This is a genomic window from Mesorhizobium sp. ESP-6-4, assembly GCF_020164735.1.
Taxonomy (GTDB): Bacteria; Pseudomonadota; Alphaproteobacteria; order Rhizobiales; family Rhizobiaceae; genus Mesorhizobium.
Genome location: NZ_JAIUGS010000009.1, coordinates 79,514 through 106,455, shown reverse-complemented (window position 1 = coordinate 106,455; position 26,942 = coordinate 79,514). Strand labels below are relative to the sequence as shown.

Annotated in this window: 25 protein-coding genes; 17 read left to right on the top strand and 8 right to left on the bottom strand. The window is 64.9% G+C overall.

Going from position 1 to position 26,942, the window contains the following annotated elements; genetic code table 11:
* Positions 1 to 4: 4 nt before the first annotated feature.
* From LB523_RS18150 to fabD, 6 genes are all read right to left on the bottom strand, one after another.
* Positions 5 to 895 carry a YicC/YloC family endoribonuclease gene (locus LB523_RS18150; protein ID WP_224605580.1) on the bottom strand — a complete coding sequence of 297 codons (891 nt, stop codon included), beginning with the start codon at positions 893 to 895 and terminating at the stop codon, positions 5 to 7.
* A gap of 247 nt (positions 896 to 1,142) precedes the next feature.
* Entirely contained in the window at positions 1,143 to 2,333 is a 1,191-nt protein-coding gene (gene mltG / locus LB523_RS18145; RefSeq protein WP_224525007.1) for an endolytic transglycosylase MltG, read from the bottom strand.
* Between the two features lie 243 nt (positions 2,334 to 2,576).
* Positions 2,577 to 3,839 carry a beta-ketoacyl-ACP synthase II gene (gene fabF, locus LB523_RS18140; protein ID WP_224605577.1) on the bottom strand — a complete coding sequence of 421 codons (1,263 nt, stop codon included), beginning with the start codon at positions 3,837 to 3,839 and terminating at the stop codon, positions 2,577 to 2,579.
* A 34-nt stretch (positions 3,840 to 3,873) separates the two neighbouring features.
* A complete protein-coding gene (locus LB523_RS18135) occupies positions 3,874 to 4,110 on the bottom strand; it encodes an acyl carrier protein (RefSeq protein WP_006203723.1) in 237 nt (78 codons plus the stop codon).
* Positions 4,111 to 4,308: 198 nt separating this feature from the next.
* Positions 4,309 to 5,046: a 3-oxoacyl-[acyl-carrier-protein] reductase gene (gene fabG / locus LB523_RS18130; protein ID WP_140783695.1), complete on the bottom strand. Its 738-nt coding sequence runs from the start codon at positions 5,044 to 5,046 to the stop codon at positions 4,309 to 4,311.
* A gap of 301 nt (positions 5,047 to 5,347) precedes the next feature.
* Entirely contained in the window at positions 5,348 to 6,301 is a 954-nt protein-coding gene (gene fabD, locus LB523_RS18125) for an ACP S-malonyltransferase (RefSeq protein WP_224605572.1), read from the bottom strand.
* Positions 6,302 to 6,577: 276 nt separating this feature from the next.
* On the opposite strand from fabD, the gene LB523_RS18120 reads away from it, so the two are divergent.
* Entirely contained in the window at positions 6,578 to 8,503 is a 1,926-nt protein-coding gene (locus tag LB523_RS18120; RefSeq protein WP_095767007.1) for an LTA synthase family protein, read from the top strand.
* A gap of 194 nt (positions 8,504 to 8,697) precedes the next feature.
* Here the strand turns inward: LB523_RS18120 and LB523_RS18115 are convergent, their stop codons facing one another.
* Both LB523_RS18115 and LB523_RS18110 read right to left on the bottom strand, forming a co-directional pair.
* Positions 8,698 to 9,870 carry an NAD(P)/FAD-dependent oxidoreductase gene (locus LB523_RS18115; protein WP_224605561.1) on the bottom strand — a complete coding sequence of 391 codons (1,173 nt, stop codon included), beginning with the start codon at positions 9,868 to 9,870 and terminating at the stop codon, positions 8,698 to 8,700.
* Entirely contained in the window at positions 9,867 to 10,571 is a 705-nt protein-coding gene (locus LB523_RS18110) for a class I SAM-dependent methyltransferase (protein WP_224605558.1), read from the bottom strand. The genes LB523_RS18115 and LB523_RS18110 overlap by 4 nt, the downstream gene beginning before the upstream one ends.
* A 333-nt stretch (positions 10,572 to 10,904) precedes the next feature.
* On the opposite strand from LB523_RS18110, the gene LB523_RS18105 reads away from it, so the two are divergent.
* The 16 genes from LB523_RS18105 to LB523_RS18030 all read left to right on the top strand — a co-directional run bounded on the left by LB523_RS18105 (position 10,905) and on the right by LB523_RS18030 (position 26,820).
* A complete protein-coding gene (locus LB523_RS18105; RefSeq protein WP_318011874.1) occupies positions 10,905 to 11,921 on the top strand; it encodes a type III polyketide synthase in 1,017 nt (338 codons plus the stop codon).
* Positions 11,921 to 13,138, top strand: a complete 1,218-nt coding sequence (locus LB523_RS18100; RefSeq protein WP_224605554.1) for a sulfotransferase family protein — start codon at positions 11,921 to 11,923, stop codon at positions 13,136 to 13,138. The genes LB523_RS18105 and LB523_RS18100 overlap by 1 nt, the downstream gene beginning before the upstream one ends.
* 48 nt (positions 13,139 to 13,186) lie before the next feature.
* Positions 13,187 to 13,762: an ABC transporter substrate-binding protein gene (locus tag LB523_RS18095; protein WP_224605546.1), complete on the top strand. Its 576-nt coding sequence runs from the start codon at positions 13,187 to 13,189 to the stop codon at positions 13,760 to 13,762.
* 16 nt (positions 13,763 to 13,778) lie between these two features.
* Positions 13,779 to 14,492 carry an ABC transporter ATP-binding protein gene (locus tag LB523_RS18090; RefSeq protein WP_224605543.1) on the top strand — a complete coding sequence of 238 codons (714 nt, stop codon included), beginning with the start codon at positions 13,779 to 13,781 and terminating at the stop codon, positions 14,490 to 14,492.
* 3 nt (positions 14,493 to 14,495) lie between these two features.
* Complete coding sequence (locus LB523_RS18085) at positions 14,496 to 15,617, top strand: ABC transporter permease (protein ID WP_224605540.1); 1,122 nt, start codon at positions 14,496 to 14,498, stop codon at positions 15,615 to 15,617.
* Positions 15,618 to 15,976: 359 nt separating this feature from the next.
* Positions 15,977 to 16,462: a 30S ribosomal protein S6 gene (gene rpsF / locus LB523_RS18080; RefSeq protein ID WP_095767001.1), complete on the top strand. Its 486-nt coding sequence runs from the start codon at positions 15,977 to 15,979 to the stop codon at positions 16,460 to 16,462.
* Positions 16,462 to 16,710, top strand: coding sequence for a 30S ribosomal protein S18 (gene rpsR / locus LB523_RS18075; RefSeq protein ID WP_006203718.1), 249 nt, complete (start codon positions 16,462 to 16,464; stop codon positions 16,708 to 16,710). The genes rpsF and rpsR overlap by 1 nt, the downstream gene beginning before the upstream one ends.
* A gap of 217 nt (positions 16,711 to 16,927) precedes the next feature.
* Positions 16,928 to 17,512, top strand: coding sequence for a 50S ribosomal protein L9 (gene rplI, locus LB523_RS18070; RefSeq protein ID WP_095767000.1), 585 nt, complete (start codon positions 16,928 to 16,930; stop codon positions 17,510 to 17,512).
* A 245-nt stretch (positions 17,513 to 17,757) separates the two neighbouring features.
* On the top strand, positions 17,758 to 19,044 hold the full coding sequence (locus LB523_RS18065) for an SAM-dependent methyltransferase (protein ID WP_095766999.1): 1,287 nt from the start codon (positions 17,758 to 17,760) through the stop codon (positions 19,042 to 19,044).
* Positions 19,045 to 19,112: 68 nt separating this feature from the next.
* A complete protein-coding gene (locus LB523_RS18060) occupies positions 19,113 to 19,436 on the top strand; it encodes a YnfA family protein (RefSeq protein ID WP_224605537.1) in 324 nt (107 codons plus the stop codon).
* A gap of 1 nt (position 19,437) precedes the next feature.
* Positions 19,438 to 20,403 carry a small ribosomal subunit Rsm22 family protein gene (locus LB523_RS18055; protein ID WP_224605535.1) on the top strand — a complete coding sequence of 322 codons (966 nt, stop codon included), beginning with the start codon at positions 19,438 to 19,440 and terminating at the stop codon, positions 20,401 to 20,403.
* A gap of 198 nt (positions 20,404 to 20,601) precedes the next feature.
* Entirely contained in the window at positions 20,602 to 22,092 is a 1,491-nt protein-coding gene (locus LB523_RS18050; protein WP_095766996.1) for a replicative DNA helicase, read from the top strand.
* Between the two features lie 219 nt (positions 22,093 to 22,311).
* On the top strand, positions 22,312 to 23,715 hold the full coding sequence (gene radA, locus LB523_RS18045; protein ID WP_224605532.1) for a DNA repair protein RadA: 1,404 nt from the start codon (positions 22,312 to 22,314) through the stop codon (positions 23,713 to 23,715).
* A gap of 42 nt (positions 23,716 to 23,757) precedes the next feature.
* The gene (locus tag LB523_RS18040) at positions 23,758 to 24,435 is read left to right on the top strand and encodes a CvpA family protein (protein ID WP_140636064.1); all 678 of its coding nucleotides are present in this window, start codon (positions 23,758 to 23,760) and stop codon (positions 24,433 to 24,435) included.
* Between the two features lie 101 nt (positions 24,436 to 24,536).
* On the top strand, positions 24,537 to 26,018 hold the full coding sequence (gene purF / locus LB523_RS18035) for an amidophosphoribosyltransferase (RefSeq protein WP_224544086.1): 1,482 nt from the start codon (positions 24,537 to 24,539) through the stop codon (positions 26,016 to 26,018).
* Positions 26,019 to 26,076: 58 nt separating this feature from the next.
* Positions 26,077 to 26,820 carry an SDR family NAD(P)-dependent oxidoreductase gene (locus LB523_RS18030; RefSeq protein WP_224605529.1) on the top strand — a complete coding sequence of 248 codons (744 nt, stop codon included), beginning with the start codon at positions 26,077 to 26,079 and terminating at the stop codon, positions 26,818 to 26,820.
* Positions 26,821 to 26,942: the final 122 nt, after the last annotated feature.

Below are 26,942 nucleotides of genomic sequence, written 5' to 3'. Positions count from 1 at the left end.
CCCGTCACTCCAGATTCTGGACCTGCTCGCGAAACTGGTCGACCACCGCCTTGAGCTCCAGCCCGATCGCGGTGACCGCGGCAGCGTTCGACTTGGAGCATAAGGTATTCGATTCGCGATTGAATTCCTGCGCCAGAAAATCGAGCTTGCGGCCGACGGCGGCGCCGCTTTTAAGCAGCGCGCGCGCCGAAGCGACATGCGTCTTCAACCTGTCGATCTCCTCGCGGATGTCGGCCTTGCTGGCGAGGAAGGCCGCTTCTTGGTGCAGCCGGATGGCGTCGAGATTGGCCGAAGCATCCGTCAAGAGGCGCACCTGCTCGGCGATACGCTCGCGGATTGCCGCGGGCTCGCGCGACGGGTCGGCCTCGGCCTTCAGCGTCAGCGCCTCGATGATATCGACATGGCCGGCAAGAAGCGCGCCCAGCGCCGCGCCCTCGCTGCGGCGCGCCTGCTCCAGCCCGGCGAGCGCCATCTCGAGCGCAGACAGGATCGCGGCGTCGAGAGCGGCCCGCTCCTCCTCCGTCTCCACGGCTTCGGGAATGTCGAGCACACCGCGCAGGGAGAGCAGGCCGTCGGCGGTGGCGGGCTCGGTGCCGAACTGCTCCTGCAAACGCCTGGCCAGCCCTGCCAGGTCCTTGAGGAACGCCTCGTTGACCACCGGCTGGATTTGCCTTGCGGCGGCGCGGCCGACGGTCAACGTCGCCTGGAAATTGCCGCGCGCGAAACGCTTCTGAACGGTCTGCCGGACGGCCGTCTCCAGCCTGTCGAAACCCTGCGGCAATCTCAGCCTCACCTCGGCGCTCTTGCCGTTCACCGATTTCACCTCCCAGGCTATCGAGGTGCCCTCGCTTTCAGCGGCGCACCGCGCAAAACCGGTCATGCTTTGCAGGCTCATTGCCCTGTCGTCCCCCTGTCGCAGCCAAGGCATGCGTTGCCCAGCGCTGCGCGCCCAAAAATCGCCGGACGATCGGCCGGCGTCCCCTCAAAACATGAATATGGCCTCGCGTCAAAGGACGCGTTCTTCTGCGTGGTGCATGTCGTTTCCCAAAACCGCTGGCGCACTTTTGGGCGACATGCAGTGAGTTTCGATGCATGTCGTTTTCCCAAAACCGCTGTGCGCTTTTGGGCGACATGCATTGCGCCTATTGCGCGTCGTCGCCGCCGGCGTCGCCATTCTCGCCATTGGCCCCGGCGTCGCTGCTGTCGGCGTTGCCATCGGGGGCTGCCGGCGCCGTCGTCTGGCCCGAGGCCTTGGCGGCGGCATCAGCCTGCTTCTTCTGCAGCGCCCGGTAACGGGCGACGTTCTGGTTGTGCTCTTCCAGCGTCGCTGCGAAGACATGGCCGCCATTGCCGTCGGCGACGAAATAGAGGTCGTCGGTCTTGGACGGATTGGCGACCGCTTCAAGCGCCGCTCGGCCCGGATTGGCGATCGGCGTCGGCGGCAGGCCCTTGATCATGTAGGTGTTGTAGGGCGTCTGCTTGTCGAGGTCGGACTGGTAGATCGGCCGGTCCGCCGGCTTTCCCTTGCCGCCGAACAGGCCGTAGATGATGGTCGGGTCGGACTGCAGCCGCATGCCCTTGGCCAGGCGGTTGAGGAACACCGCGGCGACGCGGGAGCGCTCGTCGCTCCTGCCCGTTTCCTTCTCGACGATCGAGGCGAGCGTGACGAAGTCGTCGATGTTGGCGATCGGCAGGTCGGCCGCGCGATGCGACCAGACATCCTCGACCAGCTTCTTCTGGTCGGCAACCAGCTTGTCGACCATTTGCTGCCTGGTGGCGCCGCGGGTGAAGCGCAGCGTGTCGGTGGCGATGGTACCTTCCGGCGGCAAGGTCGGCGGCATGTCGCCGGTGAGCGCCTCCTGATCGGCGACGCGCTGCAGCGCCTGCTCGACCGTCAGCCCTTCGGGAATGGTAAGCGAGTACATCACCGACTTGCCGCTCTTGAAGAGCTCCATGATGTCGCGCATCGAGGCGCGCGGCTTGATGGCGTATTCGCCGGCCTTGAGCGCCGATTCATTACCCGTGGCGCGCACGCCGAGCCGGAAGATGCGGGCATCGCTGATCAGGCTGCGGCGTTCCAGCTGGTCCGCAATCTCCTGCACGCCGGTGTTCGGCTTGATCATGAAGGTGTCGCCATTGGCGGACGGGCCGGGCTCGACGAAAGCCTGCATGCCGAAATAGAGCGCCGCACCCGAGGCGATGACCGCAAGGATAACCATGGAGAGGAAGAAGTTCAGGAACACGACGAACTGGCTGCGCGAGGCGCGCGAGCGCTTCGACGGCGGCGGCGTGCCGGCTTCCGGGCGCAACGCCTCGGCCGCAGTCTTCGGCATGATCGGCACCTTTGTGCCCTGCCGTGCGAAATCCCCGTCGCCGCCCGGATTTGTGCTCCCAGGATTTGTGCTCATGGCGCGCCCTACCGTCTGATCTTGCAACGAATCCCCTAGCTACAAACTAGGGGAGAATTTGGCAAAAATGACGGCAGGTGGCGGGACTGCCGGCTGGTTGTCTTTTTCTGAGCAATCCCGGGGCGGAAAGCGCTGAGCACTCTTTCCGGGATTGCTCCCGTTGGCCTTTCAGCCATTGTAGCGCTGGAACACGAGCGAGGCGTTGGTGCCGCCGAAGCCGAAGGAATTCGACAGCGCGACATCGATCTGACGCTGGCGCGGCTTGTTCGGCACGAGATCGATCGCCGTCTCGCGTTCCGGATTGTCGAGATTGATGGTTGCCGGCGCGACGTTGTCGCGGATGGCGAGGATCGAGAAAATCGCTTCCGCGGCACCCGCGGCGCCCAGCAGATGGCCGATCGACGACTTGGTCGACGACATCGAGATCTTCGAAGCGGCATTGCCGACCAGCCGCTCGACGGCGCCGAGCTCGATCGTATCGGCCATGGTCGAGGTGCCGTGCGCGTTGATGTAGTCGACGTCGGCCGGCGAGAGTTTCGCCCGGTTCAGCGCCGCCGTCATGCAGCGGAAGGCGCCGTCGCCATCTTCGGCCGGCGCGGTAATATGGTGGGCATCGCCGGTCAGGCCATAGCCGGTGACCTCGGCGTAAATCTTGGCACCGCGGGCCTTGGCGTGCTCCAGCTCTTCCAGGACGACAACGCCCGCGCCCTCGCCCATGACGAAGCCGTCGCGGTCGCGATCATAAGGACGCGAAGCTGTTTCGGGGCTGTCATTGCGCTCGGTGGACAGCGCCCGGCAGGCCGCGAAGCCGGCAATCGACAGCCGGGTGACCGGCGCCTCGGCGCCGCCGGCCAGCATCACATCGGCATCGCCCCACATGATCAGCCGGGCGGCGTCGCCAATGGCGTGCGCGCCGGTCGAGCATGCAGTGACCACCGCATGGTTCGGGCCCTTCAGGCCGTGGCGAATGGAAACCTGGCCAGAAACCAGATTGATGATCTGTCCGGGGATGAAGAAGGGGCTGATGCGGCGCGGGCCGCGTTCCTTCAGGATCATCGCGTTCTCGGCGATGCCGTCGATGCCGCCGATGCCGGAGCCGATCAGAACGCCGGTGGCGCACTGGTCCTCATGTGTCTCAGGCTTCCAGCCGGAATCGGCCAGCGCCTCGTCGGCGGCGGCGATGCCATAGAGAATGAATTCGCCGATCTTGCGCAGTTCCTTCGGCTCGAGCACAGCCTCCGGATTGAAGGTGCCGTTCGAGCCGTCGCCGCGCGGAATGATGTGGGCGATCTTGCAGGCAAGATCGTCCACCTCGAATTCGGTGACACGCCGGCAGGCGCTGCGGCCGGAGAGCAATTCCCGCCAGCTATGCTCGACGCCCATGCCGAACGGCGAAAGCAGGCCAAGGCCCGTGACGACGACACGCCTCATCGCAGGTCCTCCCCGGTTATGCCTGCGAAAGAACTCAGGCCGAGGCCTTGTCGATATACTTGACGGCGTCGCCGACGGTGAGGATGGTCTCGGCCGCATCGTCCGGAATCTCGACGCCGAACTCTTCTTCGAACGCCATGACGAGTTCAACCGTGTCGAGGCTGTCCGCGCCCAGATCGTCGATGAAGCTCGCCTGCTCCGTCACCTTGTCGGCATCGACGCCGAGATGCTCGATGACGATCTTCTTGACGCGCTCTGCGGTGTCACTCATTTGGGGCAATCCTCGTCTTAGGTTGTCTATCTTCGTTAGCGGGCGGAATGCCGCTAATCAAGCTGAAAGATGGTCTTGCGGGCAACGCAACGCCACAGGACCGGTTTTTGCCCGAACCGCCGGGTTGCGGGCCGCATTACACGAAAAATGACGGGCGTCCAAGCCGAAATGGCTGTTTTCACAGGCGCCCGCCCTGCCTCAGATCATTGCCATGCCGCCGTTGACGTGAATGGTCTGGCCGGTGACATAGGCCGCCTCATTGGAGGCGAGATAAGCGACGGCGGACGCCACTTCAACGCTGGTGCCCATGCGCCGGGTCGGGATCGCGGCCATGATCGTCTCTTTCTGCTTGTCGTTGAGCTTGTCGGTCATGGCCGATTCGATGAAGCCCGGGGCGACGCAGTTGACGGTGATGTTGCGGGTGGCGATCTCCTGCGCCAGCGACTTGGAAAAGCCGATCATGCCTGCCTTGGAGGCGCAGTAATTGGTCTGGCCGGGATTGCCGGTGACGCCGACCACCGAGGTGATGTTGATGATGCGGCCATGGCGGCGGCGCATCATCGGATGGGTCAGTTCGCGGGTCAGCCGGAACACAGCGGTGAGGTTGACCTCGATCACCGAATCCCAGTCGGCGTCCGACATGCGCACGAACAGGCCGTCCTTGGTGATGCCGGCATTGTTGACCAGGATGTCGACGCCCTCGAGATCGGCCTCCGCTTTCTGGCCGAGCGCCTTGACCGCGTCGCGGTTCGTCAGGTCCGCCGGAAACAGTTTTACGCGGTCGCCCAATTCGCCCGCCAAGGCTTCCAGCTTCTCCACACGGGTGCCGTGCAGGCCGACGATCGCGCCCTGGCTGTGCAGCACCCTGGCGATCGCCTCGCCGATGCCCCCCGATGCGCCGGTGACGAGCGCCTTGCGGCCGGTCAGTTCGAACATATCTTCAACCTCATTTTTCCAGACGGCTGCAAGCAGTCGCGCTCCGTATACGTCATATCGTCCAAGTCACGCTAGACAAGCATCGGACATTGGCGAAGGCCTCCTTCCCGTCGTCATCCACGGGCGGAGCGGGAGCGAAGCGGACGCGTAGACCCGAGGATCCATGCCGTGACATTGGCCGAAGGATGCAACGGAGCAGAATTCTGCACCGCGGCGGCACTTCCAAGTCACGGCATGGATTCTAGGGTCTGCGCGCGTCGCTTCGCTCCTTGCTCCGCCCTAGAATGACGAAAACGGGGCCTCACCCCAAAGCCGCCAGCGCGGCCTCGACTTCTGCCGCCGTGCCCACGGCGCCGGTGGCGATGTCGCGGTTGATGCGGCGCGCCAGGCCCGACAGCACCTTGCCTGCGCCGACTTCATAGAGGCTCGCGACGCCGTTGGCGCCAAACCATTCCACCGTCTCTCGCCAACGTACGCGGGCGACCACCTGCTCGACCAGGCGGCGGACGATCTCATCGGGGTCGCTGGTCGGGGTTACGGTGACGTTCGAGACGATCGGAACCACCGGCGCGGATTTCGCGACACCGGCCAGCGCCTCGCGCATTATGTCGGCGGCAGGCGTCATCAGCGCCGAATGAAAGGGGGCGGAAACCTGCAGCATCAGCGCCCGCTTGGCGCCTTTTTCGGTGCACAGCTTCGCCGCCAGCTCGACCGCCGGCCTGGCGCCGGAGATCACCAGCTGGCCGCCGCCATTGTCGTTGGCGACCTGGCAGACGGAGCCGTTGCCGACCTCGCGAGCTGCCTCGGCGCAAGCGGCCTCGACGTCGGCCTGTTCCAGCCCGATGATCGCGGCCATGGCGCCCTCGCCGGCCGGCACCGCCGCCTGCATGGCGTTGCCGCGGGTCCGAAGCAGCCGCGCCGCGTCGCCGACCGAAACGAAGCCGGCCGCAGCAAGCGCGGAATATTCACCAAGCGAATGGCCGGCGACATAAGCCACCTTGTCCTTCAGCGAGAAGCCGCGCGCTTCGAGCGCGCGCATCGCCGCCAGCGACACCGCCATCAGCGCCGGCTGGGCATTGGCGGTCAGCGTCAGCGTCTCTTCCGGCCCTTCCCAGATGAGTTTCGACAGTTTTTCGCCGAGCGCTGCGTCCACTTCCTCGAAGACGCGACGCGCTTCGGGGAATGCATCGGCGAGGTCCTTGCCCATGCCGACGGCCTGGCTGCCCTGTCCCGGAAAGGTGAATGCGACGGCCATTTTGAGGTCTCTCCAGAGGCTGGTTTTGTCTGCCTCTGGCGCAAGGCGGACAGCCAAGTCAAGCCCGCAGGCGTCTCTTCGGCCTGCATTTCGGTCGGAAATCCTGCTGACTGCCTGTTCCAAAAGGCCTTTTACTTGATCACACCTGATGAAAACCGCTCACGTTTAGTTTGCTGGCTCTTCTTATTTCCGCCACAGGCGCTAGCTTTGCGTGACATTTCGATGACAGTGGCGTGACGCGAGTGGAAGACGCGTGACAAGGGCCGGGGAAGCAAAGTGGCAAGGATCAGGAAAGGCGCGGCCAAACCCGCGCCGCAATTTTTGGAAGACGATCCGTCCACCGGCTATCTGCCGGGACGAGCCTGGCCGACCGTACGCTACGGCCTGTCGACGCTTCTTGCCTCAGCCCTGCTCGTCTTCGCGATCGAGCTGATCGTACGCGGCGATTTCTTCGGCACAGTCGATTTCTTCATGCAGCCCTTCAAGCCCGGCTGGACCACCATCATCGTCTTCGCCCTGGTGCTGCTCGGGCTGGACGCCATACTCGGCCGAAGCCACCAGAGCCTGATGATCGTGGCGCCGCTGACACTGGCGCTGGCCTTTGTCGGCCACCAGAAATCGCGTTACCTCGGCGACCCGCTCTATCCCACGGATTTCCTGTTCGCCCGCCAGATCATGGCGCTGATGCCGCTCCTGGTGCGCGAGCGCCCGTGGACGGCCGTCATGCTGGCGGTCGGCATCGTCGGCGGTCTGACGCTGCTCGTCTATGGCTGGCGGACCTGGCGCCGGCGAGTACCCATCCTCAGCCGCAAGGGCCGCCTGGCGCGGCTGGCGCTTGCCGTGCCGCTGCTCGCCTTCTTCGTCTCGATCATGGACTACGCCACCTTCTCGTGGACGCGCGACCGGCTGCAGATCATCCCGATCATGTGGGACCAGAAGGAGAACTACGCCTCCAACGGCTTTGCGCTGGCCTTCGCGATGAACGTGCCGATGGCGCATGTCGCGGCGCCGCCCGGCTATTCCGAGAAGACGATGGCCGCGATCCAGCGCCCCGACGCCGCCGCTTCCATGCCGGACGAGAAGCCGGATATCGTGGTGGTGATGAGCGAATCCTTCTGGGATCCGACGCACCTGCCCGGCGTCACCATCAAGCCCGACCCGATCCCGACGGTCAGGGCGTTGCGCTCCGGCTCGATGTTCTCGCCCGAGTTCGGCGGCATGACCGCCAATATTGAGTTCGAGGCGCTGACCGGCTTTTCCAACGCCTTCCTGCCGGCCGGCTCGATCCCCTATCAGCAATATGTGCGCACCCCGACCCCGTCGCTGGCGACCTTCCTGAAGAGCCAGGGTTACCGGGCGCGCGCCATCCATCCCGGCACCAACTGGTTCTGGAACCGCGGCGCCGTCTATGCCGATTTCGGCTTCAACGACTTCCGCTCCGAAGAGACGCTGCCGCCGATGGAAAAGCGCGGGCCGCTGGCTTCCGACGCGGCGATGACCGACGAGATCATCCGCGAGGCCGACACCAGCGACGATCCGGTGTTCCTGTTCGCCGTCAGCCTGCAGAACCACGGTCCTTACGAGCCCTACCGCTACTACAACCCGACGCATTCGATCGACGCGCCGATCAGTTCCTGGGCGCGGGAATCGCTGCTTTCCTATGCCGAGGGGTCGGCCGACGCCGACCGCGGCCTGCAGCGCCTGATCGATTGGGCGAAGGCCCGCCAGCGGCCGACCATCATCGCCTTCTTCGGCGACCATCTGCCGCCGCTCGGACCCGTCTATGTCGAGACCGGCTTCCTCAAGGACAATGTCGCGCCGCGCAAGGAGCCGGCGGTCGCCGCGCTCGAACACCACGATACGCCTTTGGTTATCTGGTCGAACCGCTCCGGTCCGGTCGAGAACATCGGCTCGGTGAGCCCGGCCTTCCTGCCCTATCATATCCTGACCACGGCAGGCATCAGCCACCCCTATTACACCGGCTTCCTCGGCGCGCTGCGCGAACACTACCGGGTGGTCGACCGCAACCTGCTCCTGTCGCCCGTGGGCGAAGCAACGCCGGATTGGGCGAGGCAGAAGCAGATCGATCCGAAGATCAACGATTTCCGGCTCATCCAATACGACATGATGTTCGGCAAGCGGCTCTCGGCGCCCGACTTCTTCCCCGAGACAGTGAACAGGCTGGTTGCGCATACAAGCTGAGCTGAGCGGCGGTCACAGCCGATCGCGGCTATCCCGGGAAACGATGCTTCGATGCCGGGCCTTGGAAAGGTTTTGTCGCTGCGATTTAGAGCAATTCCAGGAAAAGTGTGAGCGGTTTTCCGTCCGAAATTGCGTAAAAAACAAAGAGATAGGGCGTCTCGCCGTTTCCGTAAAACGGTGAAACGCACTAGACGTCAAAAGCCTGGAACGGGCTGGACCTTTCCACTCAGCCGAGCGCCAAGAGTCAAAGCGGCCGGAAAATTCTTGATCACGGCGCGCATGGCCGACGCGCCACCTGGCCCAAGCGCTATTTTGGCAATCAAGGCCGCGGCACGCAGACGGGTCGAGAATTGCCGACGCCATTCGCGTTCGTAGCGATGCCCGGCGGCGTCGCGGTCCTCGCGACGTTTGCCCGATACGATCAGTTCTCGCGCAAGCAGCCAGCCCGATTGCAGCGCCATCGAAATCCCTTCGGCGATGACAGGATGCGACTCGCCCGCGATGTTGCCGACACGGAAGATGCCCTGATCGTAACCGGCCCGGATGCCCGGATGAATCGGTCCCGCAGCCAGCCATGGGCCATCCAATTCGGCACCTGCCAGCGCAGTTCGCACGCCTCGGCACGAGGCCAGGACGTGGCGCGACACCGCATCCGCAGCCGCAATATTCCCAAAGCGCCGGCGCAGCCCGGATAGAACATCGCGGCGGATACAGCAGGAGATTGAAACCCGACCATTGTCCGCAGTTACCATCCCGCCATATCCGCCTGGGAATACCAGCAGCGGCATCAGATCGGGCGCCAGCGCGGCGCCGGTAAAATGCGCCTTGAAGCCGAAAAGGTCGGAGGGTTGGCTCGTTCTTTCAAGCTGGCTCGGAAGTTTCCCGGTTTCCCAGGATCCGTGCGCGGCAATGATGACGGGTGTGCTGAGCAGCTTCTGTTGCTGGTCAGATTCCACAGTCAGAAATTGCAAGTCATCGCGCCGGCAGATGGCGACTGCCTTGCAAGGCTGGAGGATCTCGACACCCGCACGTTCGGCAGCCTGCAGCAGGATGGTGTCCAGACGATCGCGGCCGAGCGCGCGGCCGAGACCCGTCTTGGCGCTCGGCATTCGCGCCTGCGCCGAGACATCGCCCGAAAAGAACCCGACGCGCCTTATCTCGGGGCCGGCTTCCGCGCGCCAGCTCTCGCCGACGCCCAGCTGATCGAGCAAGGCAAGGCTGGTGCCCGACATGAATTCGCCGCAGACCTTGCGGCGAGGAAATACCACCTTCTCCACCATTGCCACCGACCAACCATGTTGGGCGAGTGCAATGGCGGTGGAACTTCCGGCAGGACCGGCACCGATGACAATTGCGTCGTGCATCATTTCGTGTCGGGCGTGCTGGCGCCGACAAATCCTTGCGTAAACAGGCCTCTGCGGCCCTCCATCACGGGCCTTCCACCTGACAGTTGCCACAATTGTGAAAGTTCCGCGCCGCGAAAACCGGCGCGCACACTTTGCGCTGCATCATTCAGCGTTACCGCGCAGGCGCCGATCAATCGCAGGAACCGTGTCGCCACAAGCGGCACCTGGGCTCTCAACGGCTCCGTGGCGACGAGCATCGGGGCCATCGTCATCATCCGAGAAAACAGCTCCTGCAGACGCATGTCGTCGAAGTGGTGGAGGATAAGGTTGGCGCAAACAAGGTCGAAGGGCCTGTCCTGGGTCCAATCGAACAGATCCGCAGTCATGGGCTGCGCCCGCCAACCCAATTCAGCGAAAGAGCTGCGCAAGTCCTCGCCTATCAGGCCGATCCTGTCGACCATGACGATCTCGACGTCGGGCCAATGGCGCGCCATCAGCCGCGCCACCGCCAGCATGAACTTTCCATCGCCGGCGCCTATTTCGAGGATGCGCAGCGGCGGCTTTTGCACGTTTTGCCGCATCAGCGATGCCATGATCCTGGCCTGGAACATCAATGCATTGATGCGAACGAGATCGCGACGGGATGCAATCGCACGGGGATCGTCAGCCGGGAGGCCGTCGAGGAGTTCTGGCTCCAGATGCCGGATGTCCATGTCGGTCATGCGATGGATCGGAAATCTAGGCTTCAGCCGGCAATCCGGCAAATAGAATTCGCTCGTATCTTCATGGCCGCGCGCTGCTGGGCCGCGGAACCCGCATTTGAACCCAACCCGGATAGCGAAGTCGGTCCCTTCATGCGACATCGGAGGCTGATATCACAGTTTGCTAATGAGAAATATCGGCACCGCGCAATAAAATGCTCTATGCAGGCGTTTACCTTAGGAACGCTTCTCCAATTCGCAGACCTTATGAGCCCGATTGCGCTCATGCTCGGAGCTATTTTGTCCCCTCAAGCGTATCTGAACGGCATTGCCACGTGTGTCCCCGAACATGACGTGCATCGGTTCTTCCTCGGCTATGGAGCCTCGCTGCTTGAAAACGACGCGCAGCGCCTTGCGCTCTTCGAGCGAATGGTCGCTCTGGCCGGGATCGAACATCGCTATTCCTGCTTTGCGCCTGCCGACGATCCGCGCGGCGGGGCAATCGACCGCGACGGCACCTCGGTCAGAGGCTCGTTCGCCAGCACCGCAATGCGTATGCGGATGTACGAAGCCGCCGCACCGGAGCTCGCGCAAAGGGCCGTCGACAGACTTCTGGCCAACGACGACCGCTCGCTGATCACGCATTTGATCGTGACGAGCTGCACCGGCTTTTCGGCGCCCGGCATCGACCTCGAGCTGGTGCAGCGATGCGGCCTGTCGACGTCGGTCGAGCGCACCATAATCGGCTTCATGGGATGCTATGCCGCCATCAACGCCTTGAAGCTGTCGCGCCACATCGTGCGATCGGATCCGAAGGCCCGCGTGCTGATCGTCAACATCGAATTGTGCACGCTGCATTTCAAGGAGGCCACGGAGCTCGAGAAGCTGATCTCGTTCTGTCTATGGGGCGACGGTTGCGCGGCCTCGCTGGTGACAGCCGAGCCGCACGGCATCCTGCTCGAAAGCTTCCACGCGATCGTGGCGGCGGAGCGCAAGGAGCTGATGAGCTGGAATATCCGCGACGACGGCTTTGACATGGTGCTGTCGGGCCAGGTTCCCGGTGCTGTCCGTGAGACGCTGCGCAACGAGCATCGGGCGATCCTCGGCGGCAGGCCCGCCAAGGAGATCGATTTGTGGGCGGTCCATCCCGGCGGCCGCTCGGTGCTCGACGCGGTCGAGCGGGCGCTCGAACTGAAGCCGACTGCGCTCGCCGCATCGCGCGAAGTGCTCCGGCAATACGGCAACATGTCGTCGGCCACCGTAATGTTCGCGATGGCTGAAATGCTGAAGGAGCCGTCGGGCTTGCTCGGCTGCGGCATGGCGTTCGGGCCGGGATTGACCACCGAGACCATGATGTTCCGGACTGCCTGATGAAGTCGAACGCCATCCGGCACCGCGTCCGTGCTTTCGCAGCCCGTTGGCTGGTGCCCTACCTGCCGTATCCGCACTTCATGTGTGTGGCACCTCTTGACGCCGTGTTGCGGGTCCTATGGCGTGCGGAAGGCCGGCTGCCTCCCGCTTATTGGCCGCGCCTGATGCTCCTGTTCCTGATTTCGGGCATCAACACGATCGCCTCCCTGCCGGAGCGCGTGATCCTTGGGGCATGGCTGCGGCTGCGACCTCCCCGGATGGAACCGGATAACGCGCCTGTGTTCGTTCTTGGCTACTTCCGCTCCGGGACGACTTTTTTGCAGAACCTGCTGTCGGCGGACCCGGACCTGAGATCGCCGGGCTGGCCGCAGGTCCTGGCGCCTCAGACATTCGTCCTTGGCTGGGCCCTGCTGCGCTATCTTTTCGTGCCCTTGCTGCCGTTGACGCGCCTCGACGCGGTCGTGCCGGTTGGCGCCAGGCTGCCGGCGGAGGACGACTTCGCATTGAACAATTTGGGTGGAATGTCGATCCTGGCGGGACGCGCCGTGCTTCCCCGCCGGCAAGCCTTCTTCAATCGGTATCAGGATCTCGACTCGCTTTCGGCGCAAGAGCTGAACCGCTGGCGCTCACATCAGCTCGTTTTCGTGCAGAAGCTCACGCTCGTTGCCGGAGGGCGGCGACTTCTGCTCAAGTCGCCGAGCCACACGGCGCGCGTCCGTCACCTTTTGGAGCTGTTCCCTGGCGCCAAGTTTGTCCACATCTCGCGTTCGCCGGAAGCGGTGTTCCGGTCCAACCTTGTTCTGACGCGCGAGTTGCAGCGTGCGTTCGCCCTGCAGCCGCCGCTGCCCGAGCACGAGCAGGAAGAGATCATCGCCAGCGAATATCTCGCGACGGAGATGCACTATCTGGCTGATAGAACCCGGATTCCAGCCGCCGACCTCGCCGAGGTGAGGCTACAGGATCTGATTGCCGATCCGATGGGCGAGATGAAGCGGATCTACCGCGAACTGGGCCTGCCATTCTCCCAAGGCTGCGAGGAGCGCATGCTGCAAGTCGCCGCGACGTTCGGCAAACAGCCGCGCAACCGCCATCCCGACCTGACGGAAGGGCAGAAAGCGCGCGTAGCCCGCCTCGAACCGCTCGCTTCCGGTTTCGGGCATGCGCCTGCGCTGCCTCCCGGGGCGCTCAATATTGACAGCAAACCGCGCATTGGATGACATGGCATCATGACGGCAGGCCCATGGTCATACGCAAGCTGGGCAGGTTTGGCCCGGCTGTTGCTCGTCCCTCTGTTGCTCAGCATCTGCGCCCCGCCGATCTCGGCGGTTGCCGACGAGCAGGGCGATGCGATCAAGCTGGTTGAGACCGTGCGCCAGGCGGCGCTCGTGCTCGGGCGCGGCGGGCCCGCCGAGGCGCAGCTCCGCTCGATCTCAGCGGCCTTTGACGGAAAGGGAATTGCCCAAGCCGTGCTCGGGACGCGTTGGCGCAGCGCGAGCGCGGACGACCGCGCCGCGGTGGTCGATGCGCTTCTTTATGCCATCGCACACGGGCTGGCCGACAAGCTGGAACGGACGCAGGACAAGACTTTCACGGTGCTCGGCACAAAGGCTCTGGCCAATGGCGACATACTGGTGCGCAGCGAATTCCGCCGGCAGCTCCGCGGCCCGACGTCCGTGGACTGGCGTGTCCGCCGCTGCCGCGGGCAACTCTGTATCGGCGATGTCCTTGTCGACGGCGGGTCGGTGACCGTGCGGCAGCGGGACCGCATCGGCCAGATCCTCGCCGGCAATGGCGGCTCGATCCCTGCGCTTGTCGTCGATCTCAGGAAAGGCCGGGTATGACTCCTCGCCGGCGCCCATGTCCTCCCTCGTCGAATTGAGCAATGTCGGCCGCGATTTTGACGGCGGCCGCATCGTCGCCGTCGACGACGTGTCGCTCGCAATCGGGAATGACGAGACCGTCGCGATTGTCGGCCGCAGCGGCAGCGGCAAATCGACGATCCTGAACCTGGTCTGCGGGCTCGACCGGCCGACCCGCGGCGAAGTTCGGTTCGAAGGACGGGCCGTCAATGGAAGCGCTGCGTGGGCAGCGGTCCGAGCCAGCAGGATCGGCATCGTCTTCCAGAACTTCTGCCTGCTCCCCTCTTTGTCGGCGCGCGAGAACATCGAGGTGGCTCTGCTGGGAAACCTCGGCGGAGCGCGGCAGCGTCGCGCCCGCGCGCTGGAACTTCTGGCGCATTTCGGTCTTGCCGATCGCGCTACGCTGCAGCCGGCCGAGCTTTCCGGCGGCGAACGCCAGCGCCTTGCAATTGCGCGGGCGCTGGCCAACCGTCCGAAACTTCTTCTTGCCGACGAGCCGACGGGAAGCCTCGACGTGCAGACAAGCCAATCCGTCATGGACATCATCGGCAATGCGCAGCGCGAGTTCGGGACCGCAGTAATCGTGGTGACCCATGACGAGGACGTGGCCGCGTTGTGCGGACGCCGGGTCGAGATCTCGGATGGCCGCATCCGCTTGGACAGCCGAGCGGCGGCAATCTCAGCGCCCGCACCGGCATCGCGGATCGGCTAGCCCATGACGGAGCTGACCCTGCCCTTGCGCGGTCTCATCGCACGTCCGCTGCGCACTTTGCTCACGGTGCTCGGCATCGCCTTGGCGGTCGCCGGCTTCGTGGCGCTTACCGGCCTGACCGCCGGCGTCCAGCGCTCATTTGCGTCGGGAATCGATGAGAACGGCGCGGATCTGGTGGTTAGCCAGCGCAGCACTTTCAATTTGGTGAGCAGCACCGTGCCCAGAGCGCTCGGCCCGGCGCTTTCGGCGGTGCCGAATGTCGAGGCGGTGTCGGGCGTTCTCCTCAACATCACCACCGCCGACGAGGACGCCAATATCGTCATGGCCGGCTGGCCAAGCGGCAGCTTCCTGTGGAAAGACGTGCCGCTCGTGGCGGGGCGGCTCCCTGTGCCGGGGGACCAGTGGCCAGTGATCCTTGGCCAATCGATCGCCGGCGCATTGGACAAGCGGGTCGGCGATACCGTCGAGCTGCAGTTCCAGCCCTATCGGATCGTCGGCATCGCGTCGTTCTCGTCCATGCTGAACCAGAACAGCGCCATCGTTCCGCTCGAGGGGCTGCAGCAGCTCCTGTCGCGGGAGGACGCCTTTACCTTGTTCGAGGTGAGACTGAAGCGCCCGCTCGACGCCGACGGCATCGCCGCTGCCCGCACCCGGCTCGTTGCAGCCGCGCCGGGATTCGTGGTCGTCGACACCGAGCAGTTCGCCAACAGCATCCGCATCTTCGATCTACTTCGGGCGATCGCCCGCACGATTTCGCTGGTCGTCATGGCGATGGCCTCGGTTGCGGTCGCCAACACGCTTCTGATGGCCGTGAACGAACGGACGTTCGAGATTGGTGTTCTGGCGGCGCTTGGCTGGGCGCCGCGGCGGATTCTTCGGCTCATCCTCATCGAAGGCGTCTTCATGAGCGCAGCCGGCGGCGTTATCGGCATCGTTCTCGGCGCCCTGACCATGGAAGCGGCGGCGAAGACAAGGTTCGCGGCGGGGCTGATCGTGCCTTATCTGTCGGGCTGGTCGATCGCCCAGGCGCTGATCTTCGTCTTCATCGCCGGTCCGCTCGGCGCACTCTACCCGGCTTGGCGCGCCACGCGCCTTCTCCCCGCTGAAGCGCTCCGCAGGATCTGACTTGCCGTGTCGGCCGGGCAGCGCTCCGGTCCCAGCAAAAGCATCAATCTGTCGTGTAAACGAAACGGCCGGTTCGCAGGTCCGCGGCATCGGCGACGCAGGCCGGGCCTTGCCTTCCTGGCGAATTGCTATATAGACCCGCGCAATCTGCCGGTCCTTGCTGGGGGCTGAACGGAGGGCCGCGGCCTTTTCGAAGGTCGCGACACGAAGCCGGAAGGGCTTCCAGCCTCCCGTGTCTCCGCTCTCGACCGTCTCGTGATGCTCCTTTCTTCCCCGCTCTTTCGCGAACGGGTCAGACAAGTTGCAGAGGCTTAGCCGCGAGGGCCGGTGAGAGAAACGAAGAAAGGCACTTAAACATAATGGCTCTTTACGAACATGTGTTTCTTGCCCGGCAGGACCTGTCGCAGCAGCAGGTTGATGCGCTTGTCGAACAGTACAAGGGCGTCATCACGGCGAATGGCGGCTCGGTCGGCCGGATCGAGAACTGGGGACTGAAGTCCCTCACCTACCGGGTCAAGAAGAACCGGAAGGCTTACTACACGCTGATGGACATCACCTGCCCGCCGGCCGCGCTCAACGAAATGGAGCGCCAGATGGGCCTGTCGGAAGACGTCCTTCGCTTCCTCACCATCAAGGTGGAAGCGCATGAGGAAGGCGCCTCGGCGATGATGCAGAAGCGCGAAGAGCGCTCCGAGCGCGGCGGCTTCGGCGACCGCGACCGTGGCCCGCGTTCGTTCGGCGACCGCGACCGCGGTGACCGCGGCCCGCGTTCGTTCGGCGACCGTGACGGCGGCGACCGTGGCCCGCGCCGTCCGCGCGAAGGCGTTGAAGGAGGTGCAGAATAATGGTCGACATCAACCAGATCCCGACCCGGCGCCCCTTCCACCGCCGCCGCAAGACCTGCCCGTTCTCCGGCGCCAACGCGCCCAAGATCGACTACAAGGACGTGCGTCTCCTGCAGCGCTACATTTCCGAACGCGGCAAGATCGTGCCCTCGCGCATCACCGCCGTCAGCCAGAAGAAGCAGCGCGAGCTCGCCAAGGCGATCAAGCGCGCCCGCTTCCTCGGCCTGCTGCCCTATGTGGTTCGCTGAGGCCTGAAACTTCGATGCGGGCGCTTGGCGCCCGCATCCCCACCCACGGCGACGGGCGCCGCGGTTCAAATCAGATCCCGAGTTGGGGCCGGATGGCCTCTAACTGCCAGGACAGGCAGGACAGCGACAAGAGCGGCGAGCGCCGCAAAGAGCTTCCTGACCTGTTCCAGATCATTGCGCCAGCCTTCCGGCCGGCGCCAACCGAAGGAACGAAACCATGGAAGTCATTCTCCTCGAGCGCATTTCCCGCCTCGGCCAGATGGGCGAGACCGTCAAGGTCAAGGACGGGTTCGCCCGCAATTTCCTGCTGCCGCAGGGCAAGGCGCTGCGCGCCAACGAAGCCAACAAGAAGAAGTTCGAGGGCCAGCGCGCCCAGCTCGAAGCCCGCAACCTGGAGCGTAAGTCGGAGGCCGCGCAGGTCGCCGAGAAGCTCGACGGCAAGAGCTTCATCGTGGTGCGCTCGGCCGGCGAGACCGGTCAGCTCTACGGCTCGGTGTCGACCCGCGACATCGCCGATCTGCTGATCGCCGAAGGCTTCACCGTCAACCGCAACCAGGTCGAGCTCAACCAGCCAATCAAGACCATCGGCCTCTCCAACGTGGCGATCGCGCTGCATCCGGAAGTCGAGGTCACCGTGACGCTCAACGTCGCCCGTTCGGCCGACGAGGCGGAGCGCCAGGCCAAGGGCGAGACGCTGACCACCGCCGAAGCCATCTATGGCGAGGACATCAACGACAACGCCCGGCCGGAGAATTTCTTCGACCCGAACGCCGAATTCGAAGGCGGCGAAGAGAACGCCTGATCTCTGGACCTGATTTGGCACATCCTCCGAAGCGTCGCTTCGGCTCGCAGACGTCCAGGATTTCTGGACCAACGCCCGGGTCTTCGACCCGGGCTTTTTTGTGCCAAAAGGAACTTTTCGACACCCCATATCTTGTGCACATTACAGCGTGGCGCGTCGATTGGACGCGGGCGAGGCGCCGTGGCATTTTCGATCTGGCATTCCAGTCCGATTACCGGGTGATCCGACTGAGGGGACATTTGGTCATGAATATCCTGTTGAAACACGTTCTCGAGCGCCTGGTGCGCGCCGGCGACCTCAAGGTGACCGGACCGAAGGGCGCGACGCACAAGTTCGGCGACGGCAGCGGCGAGCCGGTGCATATCCACATCAAGACCACGCATGCCGAGCGCGCCATCACCTTCGATCCGATGCTGGCGGTGCCCGAAGCCTATATGGACGGTGAGCTCGACGTGATCGAGGGCGGCGTTCTCGGCCTGATGCGCATCGCGTTCCAGAACATGGGATCGAGCGGCATCGACGTGACCTGGTCGAAGGCGATCGAGGGGCTGCGCCACGCCTTCCGCCGGCTGCAGCAGATCAACACCGCCGCGCGCTCGCGCCGCAACGTCGAACGCCACTACGATCTCTCGGGCGAGCTCTACAAGCTCTTCCTCGACGAGGACATGCAGTATTCCTGCGCCTATTTCGAACAGCCCGACATGACGCTCGACGAGGCGCAGCTTGCCAAGAAGCGCCACATCGCCGCCAAGCTGAGGCTCAAGGCCGGCCAGACCGTGCTCGACATCGGCTCCGGCTGGGGCGGGCTGGGCCTCTATCTCGCCAAGGTCTTCGACGTCGACGTGCAGGGCGTCACCCTCTCCACCGAACAGCATGGCGTCGCCACCGACCGCGCGCATGCGCAGGGCCTGCAGGACCGCGTGCATTTCGAACTCAAGGATTATCGCCACATCAACGAACGTTTCGACCGCATCGTCTCGGTCGGCATGTTCGAGCATGTCGGCGTCAATCACTACCGCACCTTCTTCGACAAGGCCGCGACGCTGCTCAAGCCCGACGGCGTGATGCTGCTCCATACCATCGGCCGTTCCGGCGTGCCGTGGGCGACCAGCGCCTTCGTCCGCAAATACATTTTCCCGGGCGGCTACATCCCTGCGATGTCGGAGGTGATGCCGGCGATCGAGAAGTCGGGCCTCGTCGTCACCGATATCGAAATCCTGCGGCTGCATTACGCCGACACGCTCAAGCATTGGGGCGAGCGCTTCGCCGCCAACCGCGACAAGGCGAAAGCGATCTATGACGAGCGCTTCTGCCGCATGTGGGAGTTCTATCTCGCCGCTTCCGAGGCCGCCTTCCGCTGGCAGGACCTGGTGATCTTCCAGTTCCAGATCGCCAAGAAGAACGACACGCTGCCGATGACGCGCGACTACATGGCCAAATGCGAGAAGGCGCTGGAGCTGCGCGATATCGGCCACCAGGAGCCGGCGGCGCCGGCGCCCTCCAAGCCGACCCGCCGCAAGAAGGTGGGGTAGCCGCGCAATGCCGCTTGCCATTGCGGCCTGACGCCACGAAAAAGGTCTCGTTCGCGAGACCTTTTTTCATGACCTACCTCATCTACACCGCAGCCGCTCTTGCCGAGATCGCCGGCTGCTTTTCGTTCTGGGCGTGGTGGCGGCTGGAGAAGTCGGCGCTCTGGCTTCTCCCCGGCCTCATTTCGCTGGCGCTGTTCGCGTCGCTGCTGTCGCTGGTCGGCACGGATGCGGCGGGCCGCGCCTACGCCGCTTATGGCGGGATCTACATCGCCGCCTCGCTCGGCTGGCTGTGGCTGGTCGAAGGCGTGCGTCCCGACCGCTGGGATCTGGCCGGCGCTGCGCTCTGCATCGTCGGCGCCTCGGTCATCCTGCTCGCTCCAAGGGGAGCCTGAGATGGAACTGCCCGCCCCGCTCCGGCAAGGCGTCGACAGCCTCTTGGGGAAGGTACCATTGCCGGCGCTGAAGCAGGCGGCGCGGACGCTCTCGGAGCGCTACCGCGCCGAGCTGCGCGACGGCCGCCTGCATATGGGCGAAGACATGGCCGTCAAGGCCTATCTGGCGACGCGGCTGCCCGCCACTTATGCCGCTGTGCGCGCCAGCCTCGATGCCTTGATCGAGGTTCGCCCCGACTTCCGGCCGGCGAGCCTGCTCGATGTCGGCGCTGGACCTGGCACCATGCTTTGGGCCACGACCGACGCCTGGCCTGAGCTGGAACGGGCGGTGCTTGTCGAGGCAAGCGCTGCTGTGCGCAGGGTCGGCCAGGCGCTCGCGGAAGGCGCGATCACGGCCCGCGCCGACTGGATCGCCGGCGACGCGACCATCGATCTCGACGGCATCATGCCCGCCGGCCTCGTCAGCGCCGCCTATGTGCTGGACGAGATCGTGCCTTTATCCCTGCCGAGCCTCATCGACCGCCTCTGGCGGCTCACGGTCGACACATTGCTCATCGTCGAGCCCGGCACGCCCGCCGGCTGGCAGCGCATCCTTGCCGCGCGCCGGCAACTGATCGCGGCTGGCGCGCATGTTTCGGCACCCTGCCCGCACGCAGCGCCCTGCCCGCTTGCTCCGCCCGACTGGTGCCATTTCGCGCGCCGCGTCGCCCGGTCGCGCCTGCATCGCCTGGTCAAGGAGGCCGAGGTGCCATGGGAGGACGAGAAGTTCATCTACCTCGCCGCCTCCCGGCAGCCCGCGCCTGCGCATTCGGCGCGGGTGATCGCGCCGCCAAAGGGGGGCTCCGGCAAGGTGGTGCTAAAACTCTGCCAGCCGGACGGCAGCGCCGGCGAGCGCCTGTTCAGCAAGCGCGACGGGGACGTGTACAGGGCCGCGCGACGGGCGGACTGGGGCGATACACTCGGATAGGAATTTTCTTGTTTTGTTCTCGTTCGAAGCGCTATCTTCAGCCTCTTCGATTCGAGTCAATGACGATTCTTTCCACGAAAAAATTTTGCTGTGAATCGCGAGTATCAAAGTAAGTCGGAATCTTACTGTTGCAGAAAGGTCAGCACCTATTCTTCCCGTTCTGATATCGAGGACAGCGGGATCGAAACCGGGGATATCATGGCAGAGGCGGCACTGAAATTCGGCGCGGCGGAAACGCCGCTCTATCGCGAGGCACCGAACAACATCGAGGCCGAGCAGGCGCTGCTCGGCGCCATCCTCGTCAACAACGACGCCTTCTATCGTGTCTCCGATTTCTTGAAGCCGGCGCATTTCTACGAGCCGCTGCACCGCCGCATCTTCGAGATCGCGGCCGAGCTCATCCGCATGGGCAAGATCGCGACGCCGATCACGCTCAAGACCTTCCTGCCGGCCGACGAGAAGGTCGGCGACATGACGGTGGCGCAATATGTCGTGCGCCTCGCCGTCGAGGCCGTCACCGTCGTCAACGCCACCGATTATGGCCGCGCCATCTACGACCTTGCGACGCGCCGCGCGCTGATCACCGTCGGCGAGGACATGGTCAACATCGCCTATGACGCGCCGGTCGACATGTCGCCCTCCGACCAGATCGAGGATGCCGAACGGCGGCTGTTCGAGCTTGCCGAAACCGGCCGCTATGATGGCGGCTTCGAGAGCTTCAACGATGCGGTCAAGACCGCCGTCGACATGGCCAACGCCGCCTATATGCGTGACGGCCACCTGTCGGGCATCGCCACCGGACTGCGCGACCTCGATCGCCGCATGGGCGGCCTGCAGCCCTCCGACCTGATCGTGCTCGCCGGACGTCCGGGCATGGGCAAGACCTCGTTGGCCACCAACATCGCCTTCAACATTGCCGAGGCTTACGTTCCGGCGCAGCAAGCCGATGGCAGCTTCAAGGCCGCCAATGGCGGCGTCGTCGGCTTCTTCTCGCTCGAAATGTCGTCGGAGCAGCTGGCCACCCGCATCATCTCCGAGCAGACCGAGATCTCGTCCTCGAAGATCCGCCGCGGCGAGATCACCGAGATGGATTTCGAAAAACTGGTCGCCTGCTCGCAGACGATGCAGAAGATCCCGCTGTTCATCGACCAGACCGGCGGTATCTCGATCGCGCAGCTTTCCGCCCGCGCGCGGCGTCTGAAGCGCCAGCGCGGCCTCGACCTCATCGTCATCGACTATATCCAGCTGATGCAGGGCTCCTCCGCGCGCGCCTCGCAGAACCGCGTGCAGGAAATCACCGAGATCACCACGGGCCTGAAGGCTCTGGCCAAGGAGCTCGGCGTGCCGATCATCGCGCTGTCGCAGCTGTCGCGTCAGGTCGAAAGCCGCGACGACAAGCGCCCGCAGCTCTCGGACCTGCGCGAATCCGGCTCCATCGAGCAGGACGCCGACGTGGTGCTGTTCGTCTATCGCGAGGAATATTACCTCAAGAACCGCGAGCCGAAGCTCGGCACCGAGGAATACATCAAGTGGGAAAACGAGATGAACGAGGCGCGCGGCAAGGCCGAGTGCATCATCGCCAAGCAGCGCCACGGACCGACCGGTACCGTCAGCCTGGCCTTCCACGGTGAATTCACGCGGTTCTCGGATCTGGCGGAAGAGCATCATCTGCCGGAGAGGTTCGAGTGAGTTGAGACAGGTCTCACTCCGTCACCCCCCTCTCTGTCCTGCCGGACATCTCCCCCTCAAGGGGGGAGATTGGATGTCGCATCGGCTTTCGCCAATCGCCGACGTTGCAAGATGGGCGCCGTCGGCGAAACTGCCGATCTCCCCCCTAGAGGGGGAGATGTCCGGCAGGACAGAGGGGGGCGCTGTCCCGCCGGCCTATCCAATGTTGGGCCGTCCCTAATGGCCAAATCGCGCGTTCAATTCATCTGCCAGAATTGCGGCTCGGTGCATCAGCGCTGGGCCGGCAAATGCGATGCCTGCGGTGAGTGGAACACGCTGGTTGAGGAAGGCACGTCCGGCGGCATCGGCTCGGGGCCGGCCAACGCGCGCAACGCCCGCAAAGGGCGTGCCGTGGTGCTGACCAGCCTGTCGGGCGACATCGAGGACGCGCCGCGCATCGTGTCGGGCATCGGCGAGCTCGACCGCGCCACCGGCGGCGGCTTCGTGCGCGGCTCGGCCCTTCTGGTCGGCGGCGATCCCGGCATCGGCAAGTCGACGCTCTTGACGCAGGCAGCCGCCGCGCTCGCCTCGAAAGGCCACCGCATCGTCTATGTCTCGGGCGAGGAAGCGGTGGCGCAGATCCGGCTGCGGGCACAACGCCTCGGCGTCGCCTCGACGCCGGTCGAGCTTGCGGCCGAAACCAATGTCGAGGACATCCTGGCGACCATCGCCGACGGCAAGCGGCCGGACCTCGTCATCCTCGACTCCATCCAGACGCTGTGGACCGATCTTGCCGATTCGGCCCCGGGCACCGTCACCCAGGTGCGCGCCGCCGCCCAGGCGATGATCCGCTACGCGAAATCCACAGGCGCGGCGATCGTGCTCGTCGGCCATGTCACCAAGGAAGGCCAGATCGCCGGCCCTCGCGTCGTCGAGCACATGGTTGACGGCGTGCTCTATTTCGAAGGCGAAGGCAACCACCACTTCCGCATCCTGCGCACGGTGAAGAACCGTTTCGGACCGACCGACGAGATCGGCGTGTTCGAAATGTCGGACAAAGGCCTGCGCGAGGTCTCCAATCCGTCCGAGCTTTTCCTCGGCGAACGCCACGCGAAGTCGCCGGGCGCCGCGGTTTTCGCGGGCATGGAAGGCACAAGGCCGGTGCTGGTCGAGATCCAGGCGCTGGTCGCGCCCTCCTCGCTCGGCACGCCGCGCCGCGCCGTCGTCGGCTGGGACGGCGCGCGGCTGTCGATGGTACTCGCCGTGCTGGAGGCGCATTGCGGCGTCCGCTTCGGCCAGCACGACGTCTATCTCAACGTCGCCGGCGGCTACCGCATCTCTGAGCCGGCGGCCGATCTCGCGGTCGCCGCGGCGCTGGTTTCGTCACTCACCGGTCTTGCCCTTCCCGCCGATTGCGTCTATTTCGGCGAAATCAGCCTATCGGGCGCCGTGAGGCCGGTTGCGCATGCGCAGCAGCGCCTCAAGGAAGCCGAAAAGCTGGGTTTTGGAAGCGCGGTGCTGCCGCTCGGCAGCGAGGAACTTGCCGGGGGGATCGGGGCCGGCGCTTTCCAGCCCACCGAGCTTGCCGACCTCGTGGCGCGCATAGCCGGCTCACGGCGGGGTCGTGCCGACGACGGGGAGTGATGCGGCTCGTCGGGCCGTAAGACAGGAAGTGGGGCGAGAACCATGCCGATTACGCTGCTAGACGGAATCCTCGTCGGCTTCACCCTGGTCTCAGCAATGCTCGCCATGGTGCGCGGCTTCTCCCGCGAAGTGCTCTCGGTGGTTTCCTGGGCGGCGGCGGCGGCGGCGGCTTTCTTCTTCTACAAGCCGGTCCTGCCCTATGTTCAGCCCTATGTCGACAACGACAAGATCGCGATGGCGGCTTCGGCGGGCATCGTCTTCCTCATCGCGCTGATCGTCGTCTCCGTCATCACCATGAAGCTCGCCGACTGGATCATCGATTCGCGCATCGGCGCGCTCGACCGCACGCTCGGCTTTCTCTATGGCGCGGCGCGCGGCATCCTGGTGGTCGCGGTGGCGCTGCTGTTCTTCAACTGGCTGGCCGGCGCCAAGGCGCCTGCCTGGATCGCCAACGCCAAGTCGCGGCCGTTGCTGGAGACGATCGGCGCCAAGCTCGAAAGCGTGCTGCCGGAGAACACCGAGGAACTGGTCAACAAATACACGCACAAGGGCACGCCGCAGGCCGGCGCGCCCGCCACGACCGACCAGCCCGCGGCCGAGCCGCCGGCAGGCGACGACAACGCGCCGGCGCCAGACGACAGCGAGGGCGAGGCGCCTGCCGACAACGAGCCGGCGCCGGCCACGCCAGCACCCGCCCCGGCTCCAGCGCCGGCAAACTGATCGCAGGCCGGCCTGGTGCCGGTTGTGAATGCAAAAAAGCGTGCGTTGCGTTCGGCGATAGATCGCCTTATATGACGGCTTTAGCGGAGCTTGAGCACCAGATGGCAGACTCAACGGCAGATGAAGGCAAGGTCCTTTCCGCCGAGGCCGACGATCATTTTCATGACGAATGCGGCGTGTTCGGCATCTTCGGCCGGCAGGACGCGGCGGCCATCGTCACACTCGGCCTTCATGCCCTGCAGCATCGTGGCCAGGAAGCGGCCGGCATCGTCTCCTATGACGGCACCCAGTTCCACGTCGAACGCCATGTCGGCCTGATCGGCGATACCTTCACCAAACAGCGCGTCATCGACAGCCTGCAAGGCAACCGCGCGATCGGCCACACGCGCTACGCCACCACCGGCGGCGCCGGGCTGCGCAACATCCAGCCCTTCTTCGCCGAGCTCGCGGAAGGCGGTCTTGCCGTGGCCCACAACGGCAACCTCACCAACGCGCTCACCGTGCAGCGCGCGCTGCAGAAGCAGGGCTCGATCTTCTCCTCGACCTCCGACACAGAGACGCTGCTGCATCTGGTCGCGACCAGCAAGGAGCGCGATTTGAATTCGCGTTTCATCGATGCGATCCGCCAGGTCGAAGGCGCCTTCTCGCTGGTGGCGATGACCGCCAAGAAGATGATCGGCTGCCGCGATCCGCTCGGCATCCGCCCGCTGGTGCTTGGCGACCTCGACGGCGCCTGGATCCTGGCGTCCGAAACCTGCGCGCTCGACATCATCGGCGCCCGCTTCGTGCGCGACATCAAGCCCGGCGAGATGGTGGTGGTCACCGCGAAGGGCATCGAGAGCATCTTCCCGTTCGAGCCGCAGAAGACGCGCTTCTGCATCTTCGAATATGTCTATTTCGCGCGGCCGGATTCCTCGGTCGAAGGCCGCAACGTCTATGATGTGAGGAAGCGCATCGGCGCGGAACTCGCGCAGGAAAGCCCGGTCGAGGCCGACATCGTCGTGCCGGTGCCGGATTCCGGCACGCCGGCCGCGATCGGCTTCTCCCAGGCCGCCGGCATTCCCTTCGAGCTCGGCATCATTCGCAATCATTATGTCGGCCGCACCTTCATCCAACCAGGCGATTCCATCCGCCACATGGGCGTGAAGCTCAAGCACAACGCCAACCGCCGCATGATCGAGGGCAAGCGCGTAGTGCTGGTCGACGATTCGATCGTGCGCGGCACCACCAGCCAGAAGATCGTCCAGATGGTGCGCGACGCCGGCGCCAGGGAAGTGCATATGCGCATCGCCTCGCCGCCGACCAGCGCGTCCTGCTTCTACGGCGTCGACACGCCGGAGAAGTCGAAGCTGCTTGCGTCGCGCATGTCGGTCGAGGAGATGGCGGAGTTCATCCGCGTCGATTCGCTCGGCTTCCTGTCGATCGACGGGCTCTACCGCGCCGTCGGCGAGGCCGGCCGCGACAACGACCAGCCGCAATTCTGCGACGCCTGCTTCACGGGACAGTACCCCACCCGCCTGCTCGACTTCGAAGGCCACGACAATGTGCGCACGCTGTCGCTGCTGGCGAGCGGCGGGGCGTAGGCGCCCGGACTATCATTTGCCATCGCCGAGCTGTCTCGCGCCTTATGGAATCTCTCACATGACCCTCGACCTTTCCGGCCGCGTGGCGGTCGTAACCGGCGCCTCGCGCGGCATCGGCTATTTCATCGCCAGGGAGCTGGCGGCAGCAGGCGCGCATGTGATCGCGGTGGCGCGCACGGTCGGCGGGCTGGAAGAGCTGGACGACCAGATCAAGGCCGACGGCCGCGGCCAGGCGACGCTGGTGCCGCTCGATCTTGCCGACATGGCCGGCATCGACCGGCTGGGCGGCGCGATCCATGAGCGCTGGGGCAAGCTCGATGTCCTGGTCGCCAATGCCGGCGTGCTCGGCGTCATCTCGCCGATCGGCCATGTCGAGGCCAAGACCTTCGAGAAGGTGATGACCATCAACGTGACGGCGACCTGGCGGCTGATCCGCTCGGTCGATCCGCTGCTCAGGCTCTCCGACGCCGGCCGCGCCATCATCCTGTCGTCCAATGCGGCGCATTCGGCGCGCGCCTTCTGGGCGCCCTACGCGGCCTCGAAAGCGGCGGTCGAAACGATGATGCGTTCCTGGGCACATGAAACCGAGAGCCTGCCGCTGAGGGTGAACGCCGCCGATCCGGGCGCAACCCGCACCGCAATGCGGGCGCAGGCCATGCCCGGCGAAGACCCGGAGACGCTGCCGCATCCGTCCGAGATCGCCAAGCGCATCGTGCCCCTGGCAAGCCCGGAACTGAAGGAAACCGGCCTGATCTTCCAGGCCAAGCACAACCGCTTCGTCGCCTACCGGCAGCCGGAATAAAGCCTGGGTGCCTGAGGCGTCGCGACCCCTCTATTCACGGGTCTGTGAACGGGGCGGCGAAAGCGTGTGCCGCCTCGCTGCTTTCGCTGCTCCATGGGAGTTGCTAGGATCAGCCCGACTCC